Below are 24864 nucleotides of genomic sequence, written 5' to 3' on the forward strand. Positions count from 1 at the left end.
TTCGTGACATTCGCCACGAGTCGCCGCGCCCCCGCACGGCTGTCCGGGCACCCCGCTCGGCGACTTCGGCCACCCGAGGAGCAGGATGGTGGGACGATGGAGACGAAACCGCTGAGGTGAGGGGATAGATGGGCGCCGATTCCGGCCGCTATCGCGGCACAGAGGGCAGGATTTCCCAGTGGCTGCGCAGGCGGCCGAAAGCACAGCCGGAGGCCGACGACGCGGCCCGGCTGGGACTGCTCCTGGCCGTCGCCGAAGCGGGAATGCCCATCTCACCCGCAGCACACCCGTCCGGCTACCGGTGTTCGTGCGAACGCATCGGCTGCCCCACCCCTGCGCGGCACCCCGTCTCGTTCGCCTGGCAGACGCAGTCGACGACGGACAGCGGCCAGATCGAGCGCTGGGCGGCCGGCCAGCCGCTGGCCAACTTCATCACCGCGACCGGCCTCGTGCACGACGTCCTCGACGTGCCCCTGAGCGCCGGGCGCGCCGCGCTGCAGCGGCTCACCGACGCCGGTGTCGACGTGGGCCCGGTGGCACAGTCCGGGAACGACCGGATGCTCTTCTTCACCGCCACCCGCGGCACCCCCGAGGACGAGGACGAGTGGTGGCCCTGTGAGCTCGACAGCCACCCCGAGACCATGGACGAGCATCCGGGGCTGCGCTGGCACTGCCGGGGCAGTTACGTCCTCCTGCCGCCCGCTCGGCTGCCCGGTGAGCTGGACGTGCAATGGATCCGTGGCCCCGAGAACCCCCTGCCCGATCCGCTGACCCTGCTCGAGGCGCTCACCGACGCCTGCGCGCAGTACGCGGACACGGCCGACGAGAGCGACCTCGCCCACGACGCGGTGGCCTGGCCGCTCAGCCGCTGACGCCCCGCCGGCCCGGGTCCCCGGAGCCGGCGGTCAGGAACCCTGCGCCGCTATCAGACCGGGCAGCCGGTTCAGCACCCGTACCCTGCCGTCCGTGTCCCCGGGGTCTCCCGCGCCCTTCCTCGGCACGTAGACGAGCTGGCTGGAGACCCGCTCCTTGGTCAGGGTGCTCTTCACCTCGCCGGTCAGGAGCGCCCGCACGTCCGCCGTGACCGTGGGACGCAGGCCCTCGGCCGCGGTCTGCCGTTCGAAGTGCTTGCTGCTGAAGAAGACCAGCGCTCCGCCGTCCTCCGTCGTCAGGCCCAGTGGCGCGAACGTCCCGTAGTCCAGTGTCTGGTCGACGTACTGGTACGAGAAGCCCGGCCTGCGGGTGTTCTTCCGCGCCTCCCGCCAGCCCGAGGTCGTCGCACCCGGGGCGAAGACGTCCGGAGCGCCCGTCCGGAGGAAGCCGGTGTACGTGGCGCTGAGTTCCGCCGGAGGTGTGGCGAGAGCGGCGTCCGTGCCGGCGGAGGGCACGGGCTGGGCCCAGCCCTCGGCACTCCTGCGGAACTTCGGCACCTCGGACGACGCCACGACCGCCAGATAGGCGACCTTCCACTTCGCGTCCGGCCCGGTGCGCACGAACGCCAGCAGCCAGCGGGTGTCCGCCTTCCCGCCGTCCTGGTCGCGGTCGGAGTCGGTGTCCGCGACGAACCAGCGCGGCCAGCCCGCCTTCTCCGGAATGACGTACGAGGCGTCCGTCAGCTCCAGCGGCTTGTGGGCCGCGTTTCCGCCGGGGTTGTTCTTCCCCCGCGCGGCCAGCCCCGCCTGGTTGATCGCACCGAGCGAACCGGTCACCCGGTCCGCGTCCAGCGCCGGATCGTACGCCCTGTCCGCCTTGTTGTACGCGACGGTGAAGTCCTCCAGGGCCTTCGCGGCCTCAGACCTCGTCGCTCCCGGCACGACTTCCAGTTCCCCGTGCACCGTCACGCAGCCGCTCGCCGTCACGCTCAGCACCGTCGCCGTCGCGAGCCCCGCCGCCAGTCGACCCAGCCTTGTCATCCGTTGCCTTCTGCGCCTTCTGATCCGTCGTCCGCACTGACCGCCTGAACCCTACCGGGGCCAGGAACAGCGCGAGTGTGGGGACGAGATACAGCGCCCACACCGTGACCTGGAGAACGGTCGGGTCGGCCTGGAAGTTGAGGACGCCCTTGAGCAGCGTGCCGTACCAGCTGTCAGGCGGGATCGTGGCCGTGACGTCGAACGCCTTGTCCTGGAGGCCGCCGAGGAAGCGGGCCTCCTGCAGATCGTGGACTCCGTAGGCGAGCACACCCGCCGCCACGACCACGAGCATGCCGCCCGTCCAGGTGAAGAACCGCGACAGGTTGATCTTCAGCGCACCCCGGTAGAACAGCCAGCTCAGCGCGATGGCCGTCGCGATGCCGGACAGGACGCCGATCAGCGGCGACGAGGAGCCCTCGCCGCTCGCCCGCACCGACGCCCAGACGAACAGGGCGGTTTCCAGGCCCTCACGGCCCACCGCCAGGAACGCGGTGGCCACCAGCGCGCCGGTTCCCATCGCGAGAGCCGAGTCGAGCTTGTCGTGCAGCTCCTTCTTCAGATGCCGCGCGGTACGCCGCATCCAGAACACCATCCAGGTCACCAGACCGACGGCGACGACCGACAGCGAACCCCCGAGCGCTTCCTGCGCCTCGAACGTCAGCTCCTGCGAACCGAACTCGAGCGCGGCCCCGAAGGCCAGCGAGATGGCGCAGGCGATGCCGATGCCGGTCCACACCGGACGCAGCGCGTCGCGGCGCCCGGTCTTGACCAGGTAGGCGATGAGGATGCAGACGACCAGACCCGCCTCCAGACCCTCGCGCAGCCCGATCAGATAGTTGCCGAACATGCGGGTCCCTCCACGGTGTCGTTCACGGATGCGGTGCCGGTCATGAGAACAGCGCCCTGCCCCACCAGTCGTCCCCGTCGCGGACGCCCGGCGGTACGGCGAAGACAGCCGAACCCACGTGCTGGATGTACTCGTTGAGCGCGTCGGCGCCCGCGAGGCTGCGCTGCACCGGGATGAAGCCCGTGCGCACGTCCCGCTGGTAGGCGAGGAAGAACAGCCCCGCGTCCAGCCTGCCCAGGCCGTCCGTGCCGTCGGTGAAGGAGTAGCCGCGGCGCAGGATCGTCGCCCCGCCGTTGGTGTCCGGGTGGGCCAGGCGCACGTGCGCGGTGGGCAGCATCGCCTTGAGGAACGGCTCGTCGCGTTCCTTGGCCTTGCCGACCGGCGCGCCTTCGCCCTTGTCCCGGCCGAAGATGTCCTCCTGCTCCCGCAACGGCGCCCGGTCCCAGGTCTCGATGTGCATCCGGATGCGCCGGGCCACCAGATAGGACCCGCCCGCCATCCACCCGGCACCGTCCGCCGCACCCGCCCACACGTGCTTGCGCAGGGCCGCCCCGTCCGTACCCGAGATGTTCCGGGTGCCGTCCTTGAAGCCCATCATGTTGCGCGGGGTCTGGGCGCCTGGCGTTGTCGAGGACGTCTTGCCGAACCCGAGTTGCGACCAGCGGACAGCCGTGCGCCCCATGCCGATCCTGGCGAGGTTGCGGATGGCGTGCACGGCGACCTGGGGGTCGTCGGCGCAGGCCTGGACGCAGAGATCGCCGCCGCTGCGGGCGGAGTCGAGGTTGTCGCCGGGGAACTTCGGCAGGTCCACGAGTGCCTCGGGCCGCCGGTCCTCGATGCCGAAACGGCCCGCGGCGAACAGGGAAGGGCCGAAACCCAGGGTCAGGGTGAGCCGGGAGGGCTTGAGCCCGAGTGCCTCGCCCGTGTCGTCCGGCGGGGCCTCCTCGGCACCGCCGTAGGCCCCCTCGCCCACGGTCCGGCCGGTCGTCATCCGCTCGGCCGCCCGGGTCCATTCCTTGAGCAGCGCGACCAGTTCCGCCCGGTCCTTCGTCGTCACGTCGAACGAGGCGAAGTGCAGCCTGTCCTGGACGGCGCTGGCGATGCCTGCCTGGTGCTCACCGTGGAAGGGCACGGCGGTGCTGCTGTCCGACGCCGGTTCCGCATCCCCTCCGGAGCGCACGGCGGCGACCGCGCCACCGGCTGCCGCGGCGCCGAGCGCCAGCCCGGCACCGCCCCAGCCGAGCAGCGCCCGGCGCGACGGGGCGGCGCCCGACTCCTTGTCCGAGGTGTCCCCGGTCATGTTCCGCTCCCCTTACTTCGTGACCGCGGCGGCCAGCTTGGACAGCGGCTCGGCGAGCGCGTTGACCGCGTCGGAGAGCTCCTTGCGGTCGGCCTTGCCGACCTTGTCGTACGAGGTGAAGTCGTAGGAGGCCTTGTCCGAGCGGTACTTGTCCAGCAGCGTGTTCAGCGCCGCGAACTGCTTGTCCAGGGAGGCGGTCAGCGCGGCGTCGTTCTTCGACGCGATCGGCTTGAGGAGGGTGTAGGACTGCTCGGCACCCTCGACGTTCGCCTTGAAGTCGACGAGGTCGGTGTGGCTGTATCGCTCCTCCTCACCGGTGACCTTGCCGGTGGCCACCTCGTCGAGGAGCTCCTTGGCACCGTTGGCCATCGAGGTCGGGGTGATGTCGGCCCGGCCGACCCGCTTCTGCCAGTCGAGCAGGTCCTTGTAGAGGGTGGGCGCGAGGGCCTTCTCCTCGGCACCCAGCTTCCCGTCCTGCCACAGCGCCTTCTCCAGCCGGTGCCAGCCGGTCCACTTCTGGCCGTCCTCGAGTCCGTCCTCGCGGACGTCGACCTTCGGGTCGATGTCACCGAAGGACTCGGCGACCGGCTCCGTGCGCTCCCAGCCGATCCGGGAATCTGCGTACGCCTTCTTCGCCGCCTCGACGTCGCCCGCGGCGACGGCGTCCGTGAAGACCTTCACCTTCGGCAGCGTCTCGTCGGCCTGCGCCTGCACGTAGGTCCGGTACCCGGCGACGGCCTGGTCCATCTCGGGGCTGCGCGCGGCGGCCTTGCCTCCGGTGACCTCGACCGTCTGCCGGATGCCCTGGCCCTTCATGCCGGGCTTGCAGGCGATCTCGTACGTGCCGGCCTTGACCTCGGCCGTGATCTTCGCCTTGGTGCCCGGACCGATGTTCTCGCGCTCGGTGACGATCCGGTCGTCCGGGAACAGGACGTAGACCTCGGTGACCTTGGACCCCTTGTTCTCCACGGCGAGTTCGACGTGGCCGGCCGGGATCTTCTTGGACGACACGGCGCACGAGTCGTCCTTGGCGACGACCTGGACGGCGCCGTCGCCCTTGCTGTCGCTCTTCTCGGCGCAGCCCGTGACGGCGGTCAGTGCTGCCACCGTGGCGACAGCGGTGACGACGGAGGTACGAAGGGCTCGCATGCGGGGCTCCACAAAGGGTGAGAAGAGCGGGGGACGGTGCGGACGAAAGTAGGTGAGGCGGCCCTAACTTAACCGTGCCTTACCTCGCCGACACCCGTCTTCTGCGTGATTCGGGTCTCACTCCGAGAGGCCGGAAACGGATAGATCACGGCGGCCCCATGGGGAAACCACGGAAAGGTCAAGAAAGGGTCAAGTGGGCCTTTCGGATCGACGAGCGGCACCCCGGTCCGCGGGTGGGGAAACACCTCGGCCGCGCCGGCGCTCCACGCCGGTGCGGCCCTGTGGTGTGCCCGGGTACGGGCGGTGCTTGAATGCCTGGGTGAACGACTTCGACGTACCCGAAGGCATCGACGTACTGCGCGTGTTCTGCGGCCCGGACGGCCGCCACGGCAACCCGCTCGGGGTCGTGCGGGACGGGCGCGGATATCCCGGCGACGATACGCGGCAGGCGCTCGCGCGGAAGCTGGGCTTCAGCGAGACCGTGTTCGTGGACGACCCCGAGCGCGGCGTCGTGGACATCCGCACGCCGGGCCGCCGGCTGCCGTTCGCCGGGCATCCGCTCGTGGGGGCGGCCTGGCTGCTGGACCTGGAGATCCTGGAGATGCCCGTCGGGGACGTGGTGGCACGTCAGGACGGCGAGTTCACCTGGATCACGGCCCGCCCGGAATGGGCGCCGGCCAGGACGCTCGAACAGTACGACTCGGTCGCGGAGGTCGACGCACTGACCGGGCCGCCGCCCGGCGACGGATGGCTCTATGTCTGGGCCTGGGAGGACGAGGCGGCCGGCCGGGTACGGGCCAGGGCCTTCCCCCGGCGCCATGACGAGGGGATCGACGAGGACGAGGCGACCGGTGCCGCCGCCATGCTGCTGAGCGCCCGGCTCGGCCGGGCGCTCAACATCACACAGGGGCGCGGCTCGCAGATCCTCACCGCGCCCGCGCCCGACGGCATGGTGGAAGTCGGGGGACGCGTCATCCTGGTGGCCGCGTCCTGACCGGACTTCGGGCAGCCGCTCGGGCGCGGTACCGGCCGGGCGGCGGACATGTCTGTGGCCGGCGGACCCCGGTGGAGCCCGGCCGGCCCCTACGCGCCGAGCGGGAAGACCTGGCCGAGTTCCCGGAAGACGGCGCTGTTCAGTGCGAACGCGCGCCTGCACTCGTCGATGACGCGCTGCTTCTCCAGGTCGTCGGCGTTCACCGCGTCCAGCAGCTCCCGGTACTCCCGCTTGAAGGCGGCCGGGTTGGGGATCTGCTCGAAGACGTAGAACCGCACCCCGTCGCCCTTGCGCTCGAAGCCCCAGGTCTTCTCCGCGGTGCCGCGGATGATCTGGCCGCCCGAGAGGTCCCCGAGGTAGCGGGTGTAGTGGTGGGCCACGTAGCCGCCGGGCCACTCCCGGGCACACTGTGCGACCCGCTCCGCGTACGCGGCGGTGGCGGGCAGCGGTTCCAGGCCGTCCCGCCATCCCTCACCGCCCAGGTGGGTGAGGTCGCGCTCCAGTTCGGCGGCGCGCATCAGCTCCGGCCGGATGAAGGGTCCGGCGACCGGGTCCCCGTGCAGTGACCGGGCACCGTCCTCCAGTGCGCGGTAGACGAACCACAGCTGTTCCGTGTAACGCGTGTACGCGTCCACCCCGAGCCGTCCGCCCAGCATGTCGCCCATGAAGGCCGAGGTCTCCGCCTCCGTGTGCTGCTCGTGCGAAGCGGTGCGGATGAGCGTCGAGAAGGGCGCGGTGGTGGCGGTCGGGTCCAAGGCGGGCCTCCGGGGGACCGAGGGGACGTGGAGTCCGGACGGGTGCGCACGTACCGGCAGCAGCTGGACGCGCCGCCGCGCGCCGATGGCCCGATCCTCCTGCTTAGGTTTACCTAAGTCAACCGGTTCCCGACTGCGCGTCGGTAAAACCCCGAGGTCCCACGAGAGCGCCCCCGGGCCCTACGGGAGGGTCAGGATGTCCGCGCCCGTCTCCGTCACCACCAGTGTGTGCTCGAACTGCGCCGTGCGCCTGCGGTCCTTCGTGACCACGGTCCAGCCGTCGTCCCACATCTCGTAGTCGTGGGTTCCCAGCGTCAGCATCGGCTCGATGGTGAACGTCATCCCCGGCTGCATCACGGTCGTCGCGTGCGGGCTGTCGTAGTGCGGGACGATGAGGCCGGAGTGGAACGAGGTATTGATCCCGTGCCCGGTGAAGTCCCGCACCACGCCGTAGCCGAACCGCTTGGCGTACGACTCGATGACGCGCCCGATCACATTGATCTGCCGGCCGGGGCGTACGGACTTGATGGCGCGGTTCAGGGACTCCCTGGTGCGCTCCACCAGGAGCCGTGACTCCTCGTCGACGTCCCCGCAGAGGTAGGTGGCGTTGTTGTCGCCGTGCACCCCGTTGATGTACGCCGTGACGTCGAGGTTCACGATGTCCCCGTCGCGCAGCACCGTGGAGTCGGGGATGCCGTGGCAGATGACCTCGTTGAGCGAGGTGCAGAGCGACTTCGGGAACCCGCGGTAGCCCAGGGTCGACGGGTACGCCCCGTGGTCGACCATGAACTCGTGGGCGACCCGGTCGAGTTCGTCGGTGGTGACCCCGGGGGCGATGTGCTTGGCGGCCTCCTCCATCGCCTGCGCCGCGATGCGGCCCGCGATCCGCATGCGTTCCACGGTGTCGGAGTCCTGGACCTCCGGTCCCGTGTACGGCGTGGGCGCGGGCTTGCCCACGTACTCGGGACGCCGGATGTTTCCGGGAACGGAACGGACGGGAGTGATCTCCCCTGGTACGAGAAGCGACTGGCCAGACATGTCAGCGAGTCTAACCAGCGGTCTCGGGGGCACCATGGCAGCGAGGAAAGGATCCGTCGATGGCCCTGTTCAAGAAGCGCACGGTGGGCAAACCGGGCGAATGGTTCTACTGCCTGGAGCACAAGAAGGTCGAGGAAGGGCCCGAGTGCCCGGCCAAGGACCGCTTCGGCCCGTATGCCTCCCGCGAGGAGGCGCAGCACGCGATGGACACGGCGAGGGAGCGGAACCTCGAGTGGGAGAACGACCCGAAGTGGCACGACCGCACGGGCGGGACCCCGGACTGAGGGCCGCCCCGTAACCCCTTGTGGGCCGACGCGCGGCTCGGGGTGCGGTGCGCGGCTACGGGCTCCGCGTGCCGGACGCATGCGCGTTCCGGTAATGCGGCGATGTTGCGCAAATGGTTCCCACTGGGGGTTACGGGACGACTCGGTCTTTTCTTTCAATCTGTACGGCGAGTGAAGGCATGCGGGCATCGGCCTCCGCGCTTCGTGCCCGGTTCGCCGGCGGTGTGTGGGTGTGGAGCGGGCCGGATGGGGGTGCTGAAAAGTTCGGTGGGCCCGGACGTGAGTCGGAGCGTTCGCGTCTCGAGGGGGCGAATCCGGGAGTGCGCGTCCCGTTCGTTCGTCCTCAATTGATTTTCGCACATACCGGAATGTCTTATTCCGGGGACAGCGTGACGACCGGATATTCTGGCGGCTGTCTCCGCAATGTGTTCACTTCCCCCGGAGTGGGGCATAAGTGACGTACCATCAGCTCAGGGCCTCGCGGGCTCCGGCTGCCCGTGCGGGGTGGTTCCGTTCGATCGGCCTTGGTGCAGGGCGTGTTGCTCGGATGCGACAGAGTCGCGGGCATTCCCGGCGACGGCGGGTCACGTTCGCCGAGTGGTCCGCTATGCGAGGGGTGGAGTCGACAAGTCCAAGGCCTGATGGATCATCCGGTCGGATATCGAACCCCGAAGTCCGACCTGATCCTCGTGGTCGGAGAGGTGCTGGAGCCGATGGTGAGTGACACCTTCGCGCCTGCGCTAACATATTCGCTTGACGGGTCAATCTAGTTTGTCGGCTCGTCAGGAGACTGCCGTCTCCGTAAATTCTGATTCCGGAATTCCCGGTATCGGGCGGTACTGAGGCCAGGTCCTGCTCCGGCCGTGCCCTTATGCGGCACGGGGGAATTTCGGGCTGTCCGCCCGTAGGGGCAATGTTTCTGCATTGACTGCGCGAATGATCACGAGGTCGTTCGCCACGATTCCGGGCACAGTCACGTTGCCTCGCCGGTTCCGCCAGCTGATTGGATTTCCTTTTTCATGCGAGCTCTCTTCTTCTGTGCCCCGGGGTCCGGGCATCTCCTGCCCCTTCTGCCGCTGGTCCGGGCGTTTCGGGGACGCGGTGACACCGTGGCCGTCTGCACGCCGGAATCCATGGCGGCGTCCCTGGCGGCCGAGGACGTGGACTTCCTTCCCGCGGGCCCACCGATCGAACCCCTGATAGCGGAGGTGCTGCGCACCACGGGCGTCGACCTGTTCCAGGACATCACCCCCGAAGCCGAGGCCGAATTCTTCACCGGAGCGCGCATCGACCTCGGCTTCGACGAGGCGCTGGCCAAGGCACGCGCATGGCAGCCGGACCTGATCGTCGCCGCGCACTTCGATTTCGTGGGCCCCCTGGTCGGAGCCGTACTCGACGTTCCCGTCGCCGTGCTGACTTTCGGTCCGGCCGTTCAGCCTGAGAGAGCGGAGCTCATCGCGAGCCGTCTTCGCGGCAGGTACGAAGAGCGCGGGGTGACCTACGGCTCGGAGCGCTGGTACCTGGACACGTGCCCGCCCGCACTGCAGAACGCCGGATGGGAGGAGCCCGAAAACCGGATCGCTCTGCGTCCCGAGGCGTTCAGGAAACCTGGACAGGCCCAGCCGTCGAAGCCCGAAGGCGTCAATTCCCGGCCGCGCGTGCTGGTCAGCTTCGGAACGGTGTTTGCGATGCCGCACGTGATCGGCCCTCTGCTGGGCGGACTGCTGACGCAGGACATCGACCTGCGGGTGACCCTCAACAAGTCGACGCCGCAGGACTTCGGCCTGACCGACGAGCAGGTCGAGCGAGTCGAGTTCGTCGGCTTCACCCCGCTGGTGGAGCTGCTCCAGGGCGCCGACGCGATACTGACGCACGGTGGTGCGGGGACGGTGCTCGGTGCCCTGGCCGAAGGCGTCCCGTTGATCGTGACCCCGCTGGGCGCGGACCAGCCCATCCAGGCCGAACGGGTCGCCGCGGTCGGTGCCGGGATCGGGTTCCCGCTGCTCGACGCCCCTGTCGAGAGCGTGCTCAAGGCGGTGAACGATGTCCTGACGGACACCTCGTACGGCGACAACGCACGGATGGTCGCCCGGCAGATAGCCGAGCTGACGTCGCCGGCGGACGTCGCCGAGAAGCTCGCGGCCGCCGTTGCGGTCTGACGGCTGAGCGAGAAGGCCGACGCCCCCGCCCCCGCCGCTCAGGTCAGAGGTCGATGCGGGCGGCGGGCAGGACACCCGGCTCCGTGCCGGGTGGCCCGGCGGGCGCGGAGCCGGGCCGGTCCTCGACGGGGCCGGTGCCGGCCGCACGCCTGCGGATCGCGTCCTCGTCCGTCGCGGAGTCGTAGGTCAGCAGCTTCGGCAGCGTCGCGGCGAGCAGCGCCACCGAGGCGACGCACGCCGCCCCGCCCGACCACACCGCGGAGCGGGCCCCCGTCCAGCCGGCCATCGCACCCGCCCGGACCTGGCCCAGCTGGGGGCCGACGCTGTACGAGAGCACCTCGATCCCGGCGAGCCGCCCCCGCAGCTCGTCCGGGATCGTCTGGTTCCAGATCGTCGACCGGCCGAGCCCGCTGAGCATGTCGCCCGCTCCCGCGAGGGCCAGGCAGACCAGGACCAGCCAGATGTTCCGGAACCACCCGGCCGCCGCGATCGCCAGGCCCCAGCCCGCAGCGCCGCCCACGACGAACAGCCCGTGCCGGCGCACCCGCGAGGTCCAGCCGCTGGTCAGCCCCAGCGCGAGGGAGCCCACCGACCCGGCGGCGTACATCAGGCCCAGGGCCCACTCGGCGTCCAGGTCGTCCGCGAGGAACGGGAAGACCGCGTTCGGGAAGGCGAAGAACATCGCGGCGAGATCGATCGCGTACGTCCCGAGCAGCACCGGGCGGCTCCACGCGTAGCGGGCACCCTCGGCGATCCCGCGCAGGGACGGTTTCTCGGCGTCATGGGCGGGCGGCGCCGACGAAAGACGCAGGCACAGCACCACCGAGACCGCGAACGTGACGACGGTGACGGCATACGCCGTCGCGTGTCCCGCGTAGGCCACCACAACCCCCGCGAGCGAGGGCCCGGCGATGGCACCGACCTGCCAGCGCAGCGAGTTGAGCGCGGCGGCGGCGGTCTGCTGGTCGTGCGGCACGATCCTGGCCATCAGGGAGTCCAGGGCCGGCCGCTGCAGCCCGGCCAGCGCGGACACCCCGCCCGCCACCACGTAAAGCGGCCAGAGCGCGGGTTCCGGGGCGAGCGCGTTGACCAGCAGGACCACCGCCAGCAGCCCGAGCCCCGCCTCGGTGCCCAGGATGACCCTGCGGCGGTCGGCGGAATCGGCCAGCGCCCCTCCGTACAGTCCGAAGACGACCAGCGGCACGAGTTCCACCGCGCCCATCGCCCCCACGGCGAGCGGCGAACCGGTGAGGTGCTTGATCTGCAGCGGCAGCGCGATCAGGGCCATGAAGCTGCCGAAGTAGGTCACCAGCCCCTGGACCCAGAGCAGCCGGAAGTCGGCGGAGGAACGCCAGGGGGAGAGGTCGGGAAGCAGGCGGGAGGTCACGAGGGATCATGGTCCGTCGCCGCGCCCGCCACGGCAACGTGTTTTCCCGCCGGGGTGACGGGCCGCCCGCCCTCCCCGGGCCCCTCACCACCGGGCCGGCGGGGGAGCCGTCAACTGGTCGGCCAGGCGGGACAGCCGGTCCCGGAACGACCTCCGGCCGCGCGGGGTGACCGCCACGTTCTCCCCGGCCGCCGCGCTCACCAGGTGCTGCACCGTGTCGAGGTCCACCTCGTCCTCGGCGGAGACCGTCAGCGCCTCATGGGCGAGACCTCGCACCTCCGGATCGCCGCCGTCCAGCGAGAGCACCGTCGCCCCCGCCCGGCGCGCGTCGTGCACGCGCTCCAGCAGCGCGGCGTCCGGCCGCGCGGGCGCCACCAGCAGCAGCGTCTCGCCCCGCCCGGCCGCCTCGATCCGGCCGAGTCCGACGGCCAGGTGCGCGGGATCGTCCGGCTCCACCCGGTGGCGTACGAGCGTGGGCCTGAGCTGGGGCAGCCCGCACCACGTCGACTCGTCCACGAGGTGCGCGGCCATGTGCCACGGTTCGTAGACCTCGGTCCCCACGAGCAGCAGTCCGCCGTCCCGGGGGACGACGGACGACCGCAGTGTGCGGGCGAACCCCCGGGCCGCCGTCGGCCATTGCGTCCCGGCGAGCACCTCGCGCAGCAGAGCGACACGTACCGCGTCCATGACCCGGAATCATGCACGCCGACCCGCGGCGGGCGCCGCCCGATCGCCGTAATCCACCCGGACGGGGGCACGGCAGCTGTCCGCCGTGCACGTCGCCGAGGCGGCCCGGGTGGGGGTTCCCTGCGGCTACCTGGCAGTAGGGTCGGCGCCATGACTACGAATGACAGGGGCAGCGACCCCAAGCCCCCCGCCAAGGACCCGTGGGACCTTCCCGACGTGTCCGGCCTGACCGTCGGCGTGCTCGGCGGGACCGGCCCCCAGGGCCGCGGCCTCGCCTACCGCCTCGCCCGCGCCGGGCAGAAGGTGGTCATCGGCTCACGCGCCGCCGACCGCGCCGAGGCCGCGGCGGCCGAGCTGGGCCTGGGCGTCGAGGGTGCGGACAACGCGGAGTGCGCGCGCCGCAGCGACGTCGTGATCGTCGCCGTGCCGTGGGACGGTCACGCCAAGACGCTGGAATCCCTGCGCGAGGAGCTCGCCGGCAAGCTCGTCGTCGACTGCGTCAACCCGCTGGGATTCGACAAGAAGGGCGCCTACGCCCTGAAGCCCGAGGAAGGCAGCGCCGCGGAGCAGGCAGCCGCCCTCCTGCCGGACTCCCGGGTCACCGCCGCCTTCCACCACCTGTCGGCGGTGCTGCTGCAGGACGAGACGATCGACGAGATCGACACCGATGTCATGGTGCTGGGCGAGGCGCGCGCCGACACGGACACCGTGCAGGCGCTCGCGAGCCGCATCCCCGGCATGCGCGGCGTCTTCGCCGGCCGGCTGCGCAACGCACACCAGGTCGAGTCCCTGGTGGCGAACCTGATCTCCGTCAACCGCCGCTACAAGGCACACGCGGGGCTGCGCACCACCGACGTGTGAGCCCGTGCCGGGAGCCGAATCGGGCATGAGGGACACTGGACGGGACCGCGCACCATCCCCGGACAGGAGCACCAGCCCTCATGCCCCGCCTCGCTCTCTACTCCCTGGCCGTCTGCGTCCTCGCCGTCGTCGCGGCCGTGGTCGCCTTCGTCCAGGGCAGCTTCCTCGGCATCGTCTGGGTGCTGCTGGCCGGCCTCTCGTCGAACATGACCTGGTTCTACGTGCGCAAGCACAGGGCGGAGGCACGCGCCGAGGCCGCCGCCGGTTAGCGGATCAGCGCACAGCCCGGGTCCTGGTCGCCGAACCACTCCTGCCAGAAGCGGTAGGCGTCGAGGCCGCAGTACGTCTCGGCCTCGCTCACGCCCAGCCCCCGCAGCAGGGCGTCCACCGCGTCGAAGAAGACCCCGTTGATCTCCGGGATCCACAGGAGCGCGAAGACGGCGATCAGCCCGAAGGGCGCGAACGGCGCCACCTGACGCCGGACGCCGTCCGACAGCCACGGCTCGATCACGCCGTAACCGTCGAGCCCCGGGACCGGCAGGAAGTTCAGGATCGCCGCCGTCACCTGGAGCAGTGCCAGGAACGCGAGGGCCAGCCGGAAGGAGAGCGGGACGCCGTCCAGGGCGCCCAGCCAGAACGGCGCCGTGCAGACGACGGCGAACAGCACGTTGGTGAGGGGGCCGGCCGCCGAGATCAGGCTGTGCTTCCAGCGCCCGCTGATGCGGCCCCGCTCGATGTAGACCGCCCCGCCCGGCAGGCCGATGCCGCCCATGATGACGAAGAGCACGGGCAGCACGATGCTCAGCAGGGCGTGGGTGTACTTGAGCGGGTTGAGGGTGAGATAGCCCTTCGCCCCGATCGAGATGTCGCCGCTGTGCAGCGCGGTGCGTGCGTGGGCGTACTCGTGGAGGCAGAGTGAGACGATCCAGGCAGCCGTGACGAACAGGAAGACCGCGAACCCGGTCCGGTCGGCGAAATCGGTCCACACCGCCCAGCCCGAGACGGCCATGACGGCGACGATCCCGAGGAAGATCGGACTGACCCGCCGGTCGCTGGGGCGGCGGAACGCGGTCGTCATCGAGGACACTCCTGAGGCGCTGGGCCGCGGCTGCGCGGCACGGGACTGGCCCCCGACCTTACGGGTGACACGGCGGGAACGTCTCGCAGCGGGGTGGTAGTTCCACGGGGGGAACCGCCGTCACGGACAATGGCCGCGTGCACTACGGCATCCTCGGTACCACCCGCGCCCTCCGGGCCGACGGCACGGCCGTCAACCTCGGCGGGGCGCGGCTGCGCGCCCTGCTCACCGTGCTCGCCCTGCGCCCGGGCCGCACGGTCCCGGCCGGGACCCTCGTCGACGAGGTGTGGGACGGCGACCCGCCCGCCGACGCCGTCGGCGCCCTCCAGGCACTCGTGGGCAGGCTCAGGCGGGCGCTCGGCCCGGAAGCCGTCGAGTCCGCGGAGAGCGGCTACCGCCTCGCCGCCGAACCCGGGAACGTCGACCTGTACCGCTTCGAGCGGCTCGCGGGGGAGGGCGCCCGGGTCATGGAGCAGGGCGAGCCGGTGAAGGCCGTCGCCGTCCTCGACGACGCCCTCGCCCTGTGGCGCGGGCCCGCGCTCACCGATCTGCCCGACCGTGCCGTGGCGGCCGCGCGGTGGGACGCCAGGCGCCTCGACGCGCGCCGGATCCGCATCGAGGCCGTCCTGGCCCTGGGCCGCGCCGACGAGGCGCTGGCGGAACTCGCCGGGCTCTGCGCCGACCACCCGCTCGACGAGCCCCTGCAGGTCCTGCGCATCGGGGCGTTGAGGGACGCCGGACGTGCCGCACAGGCCCTCACGGCGTACGACGAGGTCCGCACCCTGTTCGCCGAACGGCTCGGCACCGATCCCGGCCCGGCACTGCGCGCCCTGCACGCGGACCTGCTGCACGGGGACCCGCCCGCCGCGGAGGCCTCACCCGCCGCACCGCCCGTGCGCCGGGGGAACCTGCGGGCCAGGCTCACGAGCTTCGTGGGGCGTGACGCGGACATCGCGGACCTGCGCGAGGACCTGACCCGGGCCCGGCTGGTCACGCTCCTCGGTCCGGGAGGCGCCGGGAAGACCCGGCTCTCCCAGGAGGCCGCCGAGGCGGTCGCCGCGTCCTGGCCCGACGGTGTCTGGCTGGTCGAACTCGCCCCGGTCGACGACCCGGAGGCGGTGCCCGAGACCGTACTCGGCGCACTGGGCGCCCGCGAGACCGTGCTGCGCGGGGCCGGGGCGGAGGGACTGCGTGCCGTGGAGCGGGGCTCCGTGGCCGGCGCCGGGAGCGCCGTCGCCCACCTCGTCGAGCACTGCTCCCAGCGGCGCATGCTCCTGCTGCTCGACAACTGCGAGCACGTGGTCGAGGCGGCGGCCCGGCTCACGGACCACCTCCTCGCCCGGTGTCCCGGCCTCACCGTCCTCGCGACGAGCCGTGAGCCCCTCGGCGTGCCCGGCGAACTGGTGCGCCCCGTGGACCCGTTGCCCGACCCCATGGCCCTGCGCCTGTTCGCCGACCGCGGGGCCGCCGCCAGGCCGGGCTTCCGGGTCGACGCCGACGCGGAGACGGCGGCGGCCTGCGCCGAGATCTGCCGCCGGCTCGACGGGCTCCCGCTCGCCATCGAACTGGCCGCGGCCCGGCTGCGCATGCTCGGCCCGCGCCGGATCGCCGACCGCCTCGACGACCGCTTCCGGCTGCTGACCAGTGGTAGCCGCACCGTACTGCCCCGCCAGCAGACCCTGCGCGCGGTCGTCGACTGGTCGTGGGACCTGCTCGACGAGGAGGAACGCGCCGCGCTGCGCAGGCTGTCCGTGTTCGCCGGCGGCTGTGACCTCGCCGCCGCCGAGGAGGTCTGCTCCCTGCCCGGGGCGGTCCTGGCCGACGCCCGCGACGTGGCACCGCTCCTCGGCTCGCTGGTCGACAAGTCCCTGGTGGTCGCCGCCCCGGGCGACGACGGCGACATGCGCTACCGGCTCCTGGAGACGGTCGCGGAATACGCGTCCGAACGCCTCGGGGAGGCGGGGGAGCGGTCCGCCGCCGAACGCCGGCACCTCGTCCACTACCGGGAACTGGCCCGCACCACCGACCCGGAACTCCGCGGCCCCCGCCAGCTGGCGGCGATCCAGAGGTTCGAGCGCGAGTACGAGAACCTGCGCACCGCGCTGCGCCGGGCGACGGCCGCGCGGGACGAGCACGAAGCGCTCTGCCTCGTGCTGTCCCTCGCCTGGTACTGGCAGATGCGTGATCTGCGCGCCGACGCCCGGCACTGGTCCGAGGCCGTCGGCGCCCTCGGTCCCGATCCCTTCGGTGAGTCCGCCGAGCCCGCCACCTCCTTGTTCGAGCGGTGTACGGACCGGCCACCGCCGATGGAGGCCGAGCGCCTCCAGGAGGCGCGGCGCGGAGTACGGCTGGTCGAGCTGGCCAGCCTGGACCACACGGCGGACGACTGGACGGCGGACGAAGGCCAGGCACGGCTGCGGGTGATCGCCCGTACCTACCGGGCGGGCCAGCCGCAGACCTGCCGGATGCCGGGAGCCCTCTGGCTGTTCGCCGTCATATTCACCGGTGAGCCCGACCAGTTGCGTCACCTCACGAACGAGACGGTGCGCGCCTGCCGTGAGTTCCGATACGAGTGGGAGCTGGCCGCCGCCCTCCAGCTGCGGGCCAACGTGCTGGCCAACCGGCCCGAATGGGCCGGCGAGGCCAGGCGGGACGCGGACGAGAGCCTGGGCATCTTCCTCCGCCTCGGTGATGTCTGGGGTGTCGCGGAGGCCTACTCCTCCCGTGGCGAGGCCAACGAGCGGGCGGGCCGCCACGAGGCGGCCGCCGAGGACTTCCTCGCCGCGATCGGCTACGCGGAGCAGCTCGGCGCCCCGTCACAGGTGGCGCTGCTGCGGGCCCGGTACGCCTCCGTGCTCTGCGAGACGGGCCGGCCGGAGGAGGGGGAGCACATCCTGCGCGAGGTGCTCGCGGAGAGCCGCACCCTGGGCAACGAGGCACGGCCCGCCGCCCGGCTCTACCTCTCCCAGCTGCTGGGCCGGACCGGCCGCGTCGCCGAGGCGCGGGAGCAGCTCACACTGCTGCGAGCCGAGTTCGCCTCGGAGACGGTGGCGATCTTCGACGGGTTCGTCGTGGGTCTGCTCGCCTGGCTGGACAACCTCGACGGCCGTCACGCCGAAGCGCTGACCGGGGCCCTGTACGCACTGGACCACTCGCGGAGTTCGCTGGCGCGCATGGTGGCGCCGCAGATGACCTCCGCCCATCTGACCACCCTCGCCCGGGCCGTGGCCGGGCTGGGCGGCGAGCGGAGCGGCCGGGACGCGGCGATGCTGCTCGGCCTCCAGAAGGAGCTGCTGCCGAAGGGCCACGTACCGGCCGCGATCGAGCGCGAGAACCTGGCGGAGGCGGAGCGCGCCGCCCGTGCGGCGGAACCGGACGAAGCCGCCTTCGAGGCCGCGTACGCCGAAGGCGGCGGCCTCACACTGGAGGAGGCCACCGCCCTGGTGCACGCGTACGGGGATGAGTAGGCGTCAGGACTTCTTGCGGAACCTGGACACCGCGAGCGGGGCCGTCACCGCGGTGATGACCACGGTCCAGCCGAGCGTCACCCAGACCGAGTGGGCGAGCGGGCCGCCCATCATCAGGGCGCGGGCGGAGTCGGCCAGGTTGGACAGCGGGTTGTAGTCGGTGAACGTCTGGAGCCAGCCGGGCATGGTCCCGGTCGGCGCGAAGATGGACGAACCGAACTGGAGCGGCATCAGCACGAGCATCCCCATCCCCTGGACCGCCTGAGCCGTCTTCATCGTCAGCCCGAGCAGGATGAAGATCCACATGATGGCGGCGCCGAACGCGGCCGACAGGGCGATCGCCTCGATCATCCCGAGCATGGGTTCCTTGAGCTCCATGCCCAGCGCGAAGCCCATGCCCAGCAGGATCAGCGTGGCGACCATCATCCTGCCGAGCTCGACCACGATCTTCGCGATGAGCACCGAGGACCGGGCGATGGGCATCGTGCGGAACCGGTCCATGACCCCCTTGCGGAAGTCGTCGTTGACACCGGAGCCGACCGCCATGGCGATGTTCATGCCCATCATGGCCATCAGGCCCGGGATCAGGTAGTTGAGGTAGTCCTGACGGCCGCCGCCCAGGCTGCCGCCGACCGAGCCGCCGAAGACGTACACGAACAGCAGGGTGAAGATCACCGGCATCAGGAGCGCGTCGAACATCGACTCCGGATCCTTCTTGATCTGGAGCAGATTGCGGCGCACCAGTGCCCCGATGTGGCGCAGGTTGTTCCGCAGCCCGATCCGGCCCTCGTCGTGGAGCTTCGTGGCCGGTGCGGCCGCGCCGGTGGGGGTGGGCGTCAGAGTCGTCGTGCTCATGCCGCGACCTCCTGGGGGATCGAGTCGGTGACGGTGGCCTTGTCGCCCGTGATGGCGAGGAACACCTCGTCCAGGCTCGGCAGCGCGGTGGCGACGTGGGCGAGGGCGAATCCGCGGGTGCCGAGCAGGCCGATCACGGCCGTCAGCTGCTCGTCGCTGAGGATCGGCACATACAGCAGTCCCTCGTCCGGGACCGCCTGGGCGCCCGCGACGCCGTCGAGCCCGGCCTCGCGCAACGCCTGTGCCATGGCGGCCAGTTCCGCCGGGTCGGAGGGGCGGATCTGCAGGGTGCGGCCGCCGACCTTGGCCTTGAGCTCGTCGACACCGCCCCGGGCGATGATCTTGCCCCGGTCGATGACGGTGAGTTCACTGGCGAGCTGTTCGGCCTCTTCCATGTACTGCGTGGTGAGGAGCACGGTCGCGCCCTCCGCGACCATCCGCTGCACCTCGTCCCAGACCTCGTTGCGGGTACGGGGGTCGAGCCCCGTTGTCGGCTCGTCGAGGTAGAGGACGGCCGGGTTGCCGATCATGGATGCGGCCAGGTCCAGCCGCCGCCGCATGCCGCCGGAGTAGTCCATCGCGGCCTTCTTCGCCGCGTCGGTGAGCGAGAAGCGCTCCAGCAGCTCATCGGCGCGGGACCGGGCCTTCTTGCGCGGCAGGTCGAGCAGCCGCCCGATCATGTAGAGGTTCTCCCAGCCGGACAGCTTCTCGTCCACCGAGGCGTACTGCCCGGTCAGGCCTATGGTCCGGCGCAGCTGGCGGGGCTGCTTCACCACGTCGTAGCCCGCCACGACCGCGTGCCCGGCGTCGGGCAGGATCAGGGTGGACAGACAGCGTACGAGCGTGGTCTTGCCGGCACCGTTGGGCCCGAGTACGCCGAGGACGGTGCCCTCGCGCACGTCGAGGTCCACCCCGTCCAGCGCCTTGGTCGTGCCGTAGTGCTTGACCAGCCCCCGTACCTCGACGGCGTTCCTGCCGCCCCTGAGGTTCTTGTCGTGTTGCTTCATGGGCACCATCAGACCAGCCGCCACCGACAAGTCACCGACAGGACGCTGACAGCGGGCCGACCGCAGGCGACAGCCCGCCGATGGGGGAAGTCGGCGGGCTGTCGGTGGTGCGGCAGTGGTCAAAGGTGCGTCAGTGGAAGGTGTGCTCCGCGGCCGGGAACGTACCGCCGACGACCTCCTCGGCGTACGCCTTGGCGGCGTCGGCGAGCACCTGACGCAGGTTCGCGTACTGCTTGGTGAAGCGCGGCACCTTGCCGCCGGTCAGACCGACCATGTCGGTGTAGACCAGCACCTGGGCGTCCGTGTCGGGCCCGGCGCCGATGCCGACGGTCGGGATGTGGAGCGTGCGGGTGACCTCGGCGGCCAGCTCGGCCGGTACGAGCTCCAGGACGACGGCGAACGCGCCGGCGTCCTGCACGGCCTTGGCGTCGCGCAGGAGCTGCTGGGCGGCTTCCTCGCCGCGGCCCTGCACCCGGTAGCCCATGGCGTTGACGGACTGCGGCGTCAGGCCGATGTGGCCCATGACGGGGATCCCGGCCTCGACCAGGAGGCGGATCTGCTCGTGCGAGCGCTCGCCGCCCTCCAGCTTGACCGCGCCGACGCCGGCGTCCTTGATCAGCCGGGTGGCGTTGCGCAGGGCCTGGACGGGGCCCTCCTGGTACGCCCCGAAGGGCAGGTCGGCGACGACGAGGGCGCGCTTGGTGCCCCGCACGACCGCGGCCGACAGGATGGCCATCTCGTCCATGGTGACGGGCACGGTGGTCTCGTAGCCGAGGTGGCAGTTGCCCATGGAGTCGCCGACGAGCATGACCGGGATGCCGGCCTCGTCGAAGACGGACGCGGTCATCGCGTCGTAGGCGGTGAGCATCGGCCACTTCTCGCCGCGCTCGGTGGCGGCGGCGATGTCGTGGACGGTGATGCGGCGGGTGCTCGCGCCCCCGTACAGCGCCTTTCCGGCGCCGGGGGTGGGACCCGCGGGGGGTGTGGCGGACTGGTTCTGCGCAGCCTGAAGCGACATGGCCAACGGCTCCTTCGTCATCTCGTGGCGCCCTGACGGCGTCCCCGGATCCCTTCCATGGTGGCATCCCGCGGCCGTTCCCGGGAAGTGGGCCCACCGGGGCGCGGGAAGCGTGCGCGTCGACCGGGTAAAGTATTTCCAATACGAGACGGTCTCGTATTGGAAATCGGCTAGAGTCCTGGCCATGTCCATACCGTCCGGCGCCCCTGCCGCCGCGCCGCCCCGTGTCCCCGAGGCGGTCCACCGCCGCCGCTGGGCCATCCTCGGCGTCCTCATGTTCAGCCTGCTCATCGTCGTCCTCGACAACTCGATCCTGAACGTCGCGGTCAAGACGATCGCCAGCCCCGCCCCGACCGGCATCGGTGCCACCCAGAGCGAGCTCGAGTGGGCCATCAACTCCTACACGCTCGTCTTCGCCGGACTGCTCTTCACCGCCGGACTGCTGGGCGACCGCATCGGCCGCAAGAAGGTCCTGCTCGCCGGCATCCTGGTCTTCGGCATCGGCTCCGGCCTGGCCGCGCTCTCCACCTCGCCCGGCGAGCTCATCACCTGGCGCGCGCTGATGGGCTTCGGCGCGGCGTTCGTGATGCCCGCCACCCTCGCCGTCCTGATGAACGTCTTCGAGCGCGACGAGCAGCCCAAGGCCATCGGCATCTGGGCCGGCAGCGTCGGGCTCGGCATCGCCATCGGCCCGATCACCGGCGGGGTGCTCCTGGAGCACTTCTGGTGGGGATCGATCTTCCTGGTCAACGTGCCCGTGGTGATCGCCGCCCTGACCGCCATGGTCCTGCTCGTCCCCGACTCCCGTGACCCGGACCCCGGCCGTGTCGACCCGCTCGGCGTCGTCCTGTCCATCGTCGGCCTGGTCCTGCTGGTGTACGGCATCATCCGAGGCGGCGAACTCGCCTCCTTCACCGACATCACCGCCCTCGCGCCGCTGATCGGCGGCCTGCTGGTCCTGACGGGCTTCGTCTGGCACGAGAAGCGCAGCAGCCACCCGTCCATCGACGTCTCCTACTTCCGCAAGCCCGCCTTCTCGGCCGCCGTCGCGGCCATAGCGCTGGTCTTCTTCGCGCTGATGGGCGTCACGTTCTTCTCCGCCTTCTACCTGCAGAGCGTGCGCGGGTACTCGGCACTGGAGTCCGGTCTGCTGATCCTGCCGCTCGCCGTCGCGCAGATGCTGTTCGCGCCGCGCACCCGTCTGGTCGTCGACCGCTTCGGGGCCCGCGCGGTGTGCACCGTCGGCATGCTCCTCGTCGCCGCCGGTCTCGCGGCCTTCGCCCTGTTCGACGCGGACACCCCGCTCTGGGTGCTGTGCCTCGTCTTCTTCGTCCAGGGCACCGGCATGGCCCACATCATGCCGCCGGTCACCGTCGCCGTGATGCAGGCGCTGCCCCGCGAGCGGGCGGGTTCCGGCTCCGCCATCAACAACACGTTCCGCCAGGTCGGCGGGGCGCTCGGCATCGCCGTACTCGGCTCGGTGCTCTCCACGGTCTACCGCGGCGACATGGAGGGGCACCTCGGCGGTGTACCGGCCGGTGCGCGGGACGCCGCGGGGGAGTCCATCGAGGCGACCCTGGGCGTCGCGGAGAAGCTCGGCCCGGCCGGCAGGCCGCTGATCGCCGCGGCGCACGACGCGTTCATCGGCGCGATGCACGTCACCGCCCTCGGCTCCGCGGCCGTGGCCCTGGTCGGCGCGGCGGTCGTGGCCGCCTTCCTGCCCGGCAGACCGCCGGCCGCAGCGCCCGAAACCAGCGAGGAGCGGGTGCTGCAGTCCTGATCTCCCGCCGGCCGGCGGTCGCTGCGCGTCCGCCGGTCGGCGAGAATCGATACGGACGGTGAAGAGCGAACGGCGTAACGGCGCAGCGAGAGGCGGCCCACGTGCGGCAGGCGGCACAGAACCCGGGGCAGGACCCGGAGCGGGACGGGCCCCAGGATCCGTCCGCCCCCAGCCCGGCCCCGGAGCCCCGCCGCGGCCGTCCGCGCAGCGCGGCCGTGGAGCGGGCCATCCTCGACGCCGTCGTGGAACTCCTGGAGGCGGGCGAGACGCTGGACGGCCTGTCCATCGAGCGGATCGCCCGCACCGCCGGCGTCGGCAAGGCCACCATCTACCGACGGTGGAGCGGCAAGGAGGAGATCTTCGTCGACGTCCTGCGCGACATCGAGCCCGCCGAGCCCACCGTCTCCGGCACCGCGGGCCTCGACGACCTGCGCGTCCTGCTGGAATCCATGCGGACGCGCGGACTCGCCCAGCGCTCCTCGACCCTCCTGCACAACGTGTTCGTGCAGATGAAGAAGCACCCCAGGCTGTGGACCGAGTACCAGAGCACCGTCATCGCGCCGCGCCGCGCCGCCATGCTGGCCGCCGTGCGGCGGGCCGTCGACGCGGGGGAACTCCGCGACGACCTCGACGTGGACTTCGTGGACGACCTGTTCCTCGGCCCCATGCTCGTACGCACCGTCCACCGTCCCGAGGCGCCCCTGCCGGAGGACCTCGCGGACCGCATCATCCTGGTCCTCCTCCAAGGGCTCGCGCCGCGGCCGCCCGAGCCGCAGGTCACGGGGGCGGGGGCCGTGGCGTCCGTCATGTGATCGTTCTGTCACAAGCCGGACGCACGCGACGACGGCCGGAACCCGTCACGCCGTTCCGGTCGTCCTGATGGCAGTACGGCCGTCGTCGGCGGCACGAATGGCGTCACCCATCGCCTAGGGTCGTGAGGCGCGGTGATGTGTAGGGCAATGCAGTGAGGACGAGCGCAATGGTGCAGGGGTACAAGGCGGACACCGAGAGCACCGGCGCGGATTCGCAGCCGGTTTCCCGTTTCGGGGCCCTGCGCCGCAGACTCGCCTCCGACCGGGGCATCTGGCGGCGCGGCATCATTCTCGCGCTCTGCTCGGTCCTCCTGACCCTCCTGATGGTCCTGCACGCCGACGTCCCCAACACCATCGGCAACCTGGGCAGCCTCATCGAGACGTTCCTGCCCTGGTTCGGCCTCATGATGCCGGTGCTGCTGGTACTCGGCCTGCTCCGGCGCTCGGCGACGGCGGTGATCGCCCTGGTCCTGCCGGCCGCGGTCTGGCTCAATCTCTTCGGCGGCCTGCTGTTCAGTGACAAGTCGGGCACCGGTGGCGACCTCACCGTCGCGACGCACAACGTCAACGCGGGCAATCCCGATCCCGCGGGAACCGCCCGGCAGGTCGCCGGCTCGGGTGCGGACGTCGTCGCCCTGCAGGAACTGCCCACCGGCAAGGTGTCGGCCTACGAGGACGCGCTCGCCGAGCGCTACCCGCACCACTCCGTGCAGGGCACCGTCGGGCTGTGGAGCAAGTACCCCGTGTCTGACTCCAGGCCCGTCGACATCAAGCTGGGGTGGACCCGCGCCATGCGCGCCACGGTCACCACCCCCGAAGGCCCGGTGAAGGTGTACGTCGCCCACCTGCCGTCCGTCCGGGTCAAGCTGAACGCGGGCTTCACGGCCAGCCAGCGCGACAACAGCGCGGACGCGCTCGGCGAGGCGATCGCCCACGAACCGGTGGAACGGGTCGTCCTGCTCGGTGACCTGAACGGCACGATGAACGACCGCTCGCTGCACGCGGTCACCTCCCAGATGCGCTCCACCCAGGGCGCCGCCGGTGACGGCTTCGGCTTCAGCTGGCCGGCGTCCTTCCCGATGGCGCGGATCGACCAGATCATGGTCAGGGGCGTCGAACCCCTCGCCTCCTGGACCCTTCCCGCCACCGACAGCGACCACCTCCCGATCGCCGCCCGCATCGAACTGTGAGTGCCGCGCCCTGACGGCGGGTCGGCTTCCGCGCCCGCCCGGTGAGCGCACCGGCCGACACCCCGGCTCCCGGCCGTCCTCGCCCTGGGAGAACGGGAGTTCACGCCGTCCGGCACACCCCCCGCGGCCGGCCGTCGTCCGGGTTCGGCCGTGCGCGGCACCGCCGAGTGATGCCCACATCACACCTCGGCGCAACGGCTCGTTCACCTCCGGGCACAAAACGTCTGAGAGACTTTGTTCCGACGGGATACATAATCCGTCCCGGCAACGAAGCCGACGCTCC

22 protein-coding genes are annotated in these 24864 nt (G+C 71.3%); 10 read left to right on the plus strand and 12 right to left on the minus strand.

What is annotated here, in order from left to right; translation table 11 throughout:
• Nucleotides 1-128 precede the first annotated feature (128 nt).
• Nucleotides 129-872 carry a bifunctional DNA primase/polymerase gene (locus OG206_RS23295; RefSeq protein ID WP_327119167.1) on the plus strand — a complete coding sequence of 248 codons (744 nt, stop codon included), beginning with the start codon at nucleotides 129-131 and terminating at the stop codon, nucleotides 870-872.
• A 33-nt stretch (nucleotides 873-905) separates the two neighbouring features.
• Here OG206_RS23295 and OG206_RS23300 read toward each other — a convergent pair whose 3' ends face one another.
• The 4 genes from OG206_RS23300 to efeO are packed head-to-tail and all read right to left on the minus strand — an operon-like array spanning nucleotide 906 to nucleotide 5209.
• The gene (locus OG206_RS23300; protein ID WP_327122375.1) at nucleotides 906-1841 is read right to left on the minus strand and encodes a hypothetical protein; all 936 of its coding nucleotides are present in this window, start codon (nucleotides 1839-1841) and stop codon (nucleotides 906-908) included.
• Complete coding sequence (gene efeU / locus OG206_RS23305; protein ID WP_327119169.1) at nucleotides 1792-2760, minus strand: iron uptake transporter permease EfeU; 969 nt, start codon at nucleotides 2758-2760, stop codon at nucleotides 1792-1794. The genes OG206_RS23300 and efeU overlap by 50 nt, the downstream gene beginning before the upstream one ends.
• Before the next feature lie 40 nt (nucleotides 2761-2800).
• Nucleotides 2801-4060, minus strand: a complete 1260-nt coding sequence (gene efeB, locus OG206_RS23310; protein WP_327119171.1) for an iron uptake transporter deferrochelatase/peroxidase subunit — start codon at nucleotides 4058-4060, stop codon at nucleotides 2801-2803.
• A 12-nt stretch (nucleotides 4061-4072) separates the two neighbouring features.
• A complete protein-coding gene (gene efeO, locus OG206_RS23315; RefSeq protein ID WP_327119173.1) occupies nucleotides 4073-5209 on the minus strand; it encodes an iron uptake system protein EfeO in 1137 nt (378 codons plus the stop codon).
• Between the two features lie 319 nt (nucleotides 5210-5528).
• On the opposite strand from efeO, the gene OG206_RS23320 reads away from it, so the two are divergent.
• Complete coding sequence (locus tag OG206_RS23320; RefSeq protein ID WP_327119175.1) at nucleotides 5529-6203, plus strand: PhzF family phenazine biosynthesis protein; 675 nt, start codon at nucleotides 5529-5531, stop codon at nucleotides 6201-6203.
• Nucleotides 6204-6292: 89 nt separating this feature from the next.
• Here OG206_RS23320 and OG206_RS23325 read toward each other — a convergent pair whose 3' ends face one another.
• Entirely contained in the window at nucleotides 6293-6958 is a 666-nt protein-coding gene (locus tag OG206_RS23325; protein WP_327119177.1) for a biliverdin-producing heme oxygenase, read from the minus strand.
• Between the two features lie 180 nt (nucleotides 6959-7138).
• Nucleotides 7139-7996, minus strand: a complete 858-nt coding sequence (gene map / locus OG206_RS23330; protein ID WP_327119179.1) for a type I methionyl aminopeptidase — start codon at nucleotides 7994-7996, stop codon at nucleotides 7139-7141.
• 59 nt (nucleotides 7997-8055) lie between these two features.
• Between map and OG206_RS23335 the strand changes: the two genes are divergently transcribed.
• Both OG206_RS23335 and OG206_RS23340 read left to right on the plus strand, forming a co-directional pair.
• On the plus strand, nucleotides 8056-8280 hold the full coding sequence (locus OG206_RS23335) for a hypothetical protein (protein ID WP_327119181.1): 225 nt from the start codon (nucleotides 8056-8058) through the stop codon (nucleotides 8278-8280).
• A 1019-nt stretch (nucleotides 8281-9299) separates the two neighbouring features.
• Nucleotides 9300-10439: a glycosyltransferase gene (locus OG206_RS23340; RefSeq protein ID WP_327119184.1), complete on the plus strand. Its 1140-nt coding sequence runs from the start codon at nucleotides 9300-9302 to the stop codon at nucleotides 10437-10439.
• Between the two features lie 43 nt (nucleotides 10440-10482).
• Here OG206_RS23340 and OG206_RS23345 read toward each other — a convergent pair whose 3' ends face one another.
• Complete coding sequence (locus OG206_RS23345) at nucleotides 10483-11826, minus strand: MFS transporter (RefSeq protein ID WP_327119186.1); 1344 nt, start codon at nucleotides 11824-11826, stop codon at nucleotides 10483-10485.
• Between the two features lie 84 nt (nucleotides 11827-11910).
• Nucleotides 11911-12513: a hypothetical protein gene (locus tag OG206_RS23350; protein WP_327119188.1), complete on the minus strand. Its 603-nt coding sequence runs from the start codon at nucleotides 12511-12513 to the stop codon at nucleotides 11911-11913.
• 150 nt (nucleotides 12514-12663) lie between these two features.
• On the opposite strand from OG206_RS23350, the gene npdG reads away from it, so the two are divergent.
• Both npdG and OG206_RS23360 read left to right on the plus strand, forming a co-directional pair.
• Complete coding sequence (gene npdG, locus OG206_RS23355; RefSeq protein WP_327119190.1) at nucleotides 12664-13374, plus strand: NADPH-dependent F420 reductase; 711 nt, start codon at nucleotides 12664-12666, stop codon at nucleotides 13372-13374.
• A gap of 80 nt (nucleotides 13375-13454) precedes the next feature.
• On the plus strand, nucleotides 13455-13643 hold the full coding sequence (locus tag OG206_RS23360) for a hypothetical protein (protein ID WP_327119192.1): 189 nt from the start codon (nucleotides 13455-13457) through the stop codon (nucleotides 13641-13643).
• Here the strand turns inward: OG206_RS23360 and OG206_RS23365 are convergent.
• Complete coding sequence (locus OG206_RS23365) at nucleotides 13640-14452, minus strand: site-2 protease family protein (RefSeq protein ID WP_327119194.1); 813 nt, start codon at nucleotides 14450-14452, stop codon at nucleotides 13640-13642. The two genes, OG206_RS23360 and OG206_RS23365, sit on opposite strands and share 4 nt — an antisense overlap.
• A gap of 137 nt (nucleotides 14453-14589) precedes the next feature.
• On the opposite strand from OG206_RS23365, the gene OG206_RS23370 reads away from it, so the two are divergent.
• On the plus strand, nucleotides 14590-17919 hold the full coding sequence (locus OG206_RS23370) for a BTAD domain-containing putative transcriptional regulator (RefSeq protein WP_327119196.1): 3330 nt from the start codon (nucleotides 14590-14592) through the stop codon (nucleotides 17917-17919).
• 3 nt (nucleotides 17920-17922) lie between these two features.
• Here the strand turns inward: OG206_RS23370 and OG206_RS23375 are convergent, their stop codons facing one another.
• The 3 genes from OG206_RS23375 to panB form a co-directional block, all read right to left on the minus strand.
• Nucleotides 17923-18774 (minus strand): ABC transporter permease, encoded by an 852-nt coding sequence (locus OG206_RS23375; protein WP_327119198.1) that lies wholly within the window; start codon nucleotides 18772-18774, stop codon nucleotides 17923-17925.
• The gene (locus tag OG206_RS23380; RefSeq protein WP_442805885.1) at nucleotides 18771-19781 is read right to left on the minus strand and encodes an ATP-binding cassette domain-containing protein; all 1011 of its coding nucleotides are present in this window, start codon (nucleotides 19779-19781) and stop codon (nucleotides 18771-18773) included. Before OG206_RS23380 ends, OG206_RS23375 begins: the two co-directional genes overlap by 4 nt.
• Before the next feature lie 130 nt (nucleotides 19782-19911).
• Entirely contained in the window at nucleotides 19912-20799 is an 888-nt protein-coding gene (gene panB, locus OG206_RS23385; RefSeq protein WP_327119200.1) for a 3-methyl-2-oxobutanoate hydroxymethyltransferase, read from the minus strand.
• Nucleotides 20800-20983: 184 nt separating this feature from the next.
• Between panB and OG206_RS23390 the strand changes: the two genes are divergently transcribed.
• The 3 genes from OG206_RS23390 to OG206_RS23400 all read left to right on the plus strand — a co-directional run bounded on the left by OG206_RS23390 (nucleotide 20984) and on the right by OG206_RS23400 (nucleotide 24581).
• Complete coding sequence (locus OG206_RS23390) at nucleotides 20984-22579, plus strand: MFS transporter (protein ID WP_327119202.1); 1596 nt, start codon at nucleotides 20984-20986, stop codon at nucleotides 22577-22579.
• Nucleotides 22580-22680: 101 nt separating this feature from the next.
• Complete coding sequence (locus OG206_RS23395) at nucleotides 22681-23391, plus strand: TetR/AcrR family transcriptional regulator (RefSeq protein WP_327119204.1); 711 nt, start codon at nucleotides 22681-22683, stop codon at nucleotides 23389-23391.
• Between the two features lie 239 nt (nucleotides 23392-23630).
• Nucleotides 23631-24581: an endonuclease/exonuclease/phosphatase family protein gene (locus OG206_RS23400; RefSeq protein WP_442805959.1), complete on the plus strand. Its 951-nt coding sequence runs from the start codon at nucleotides 23631-23633 to the stop codon at nucleotides 24579-24581.
• The last annotated feature ends 283 nt before the right edge of the window (nucleotides 24582-24864 follow it).

This window comes from Streptomyces sp. NBC_01341, assembly GCF_035946055.1.
Classification (GTDB): domain Bacteria; phylum Actinomycetota; class Actinomycetes; order Streptomycetales; family Streptomycetaceae; genus Streptomyces.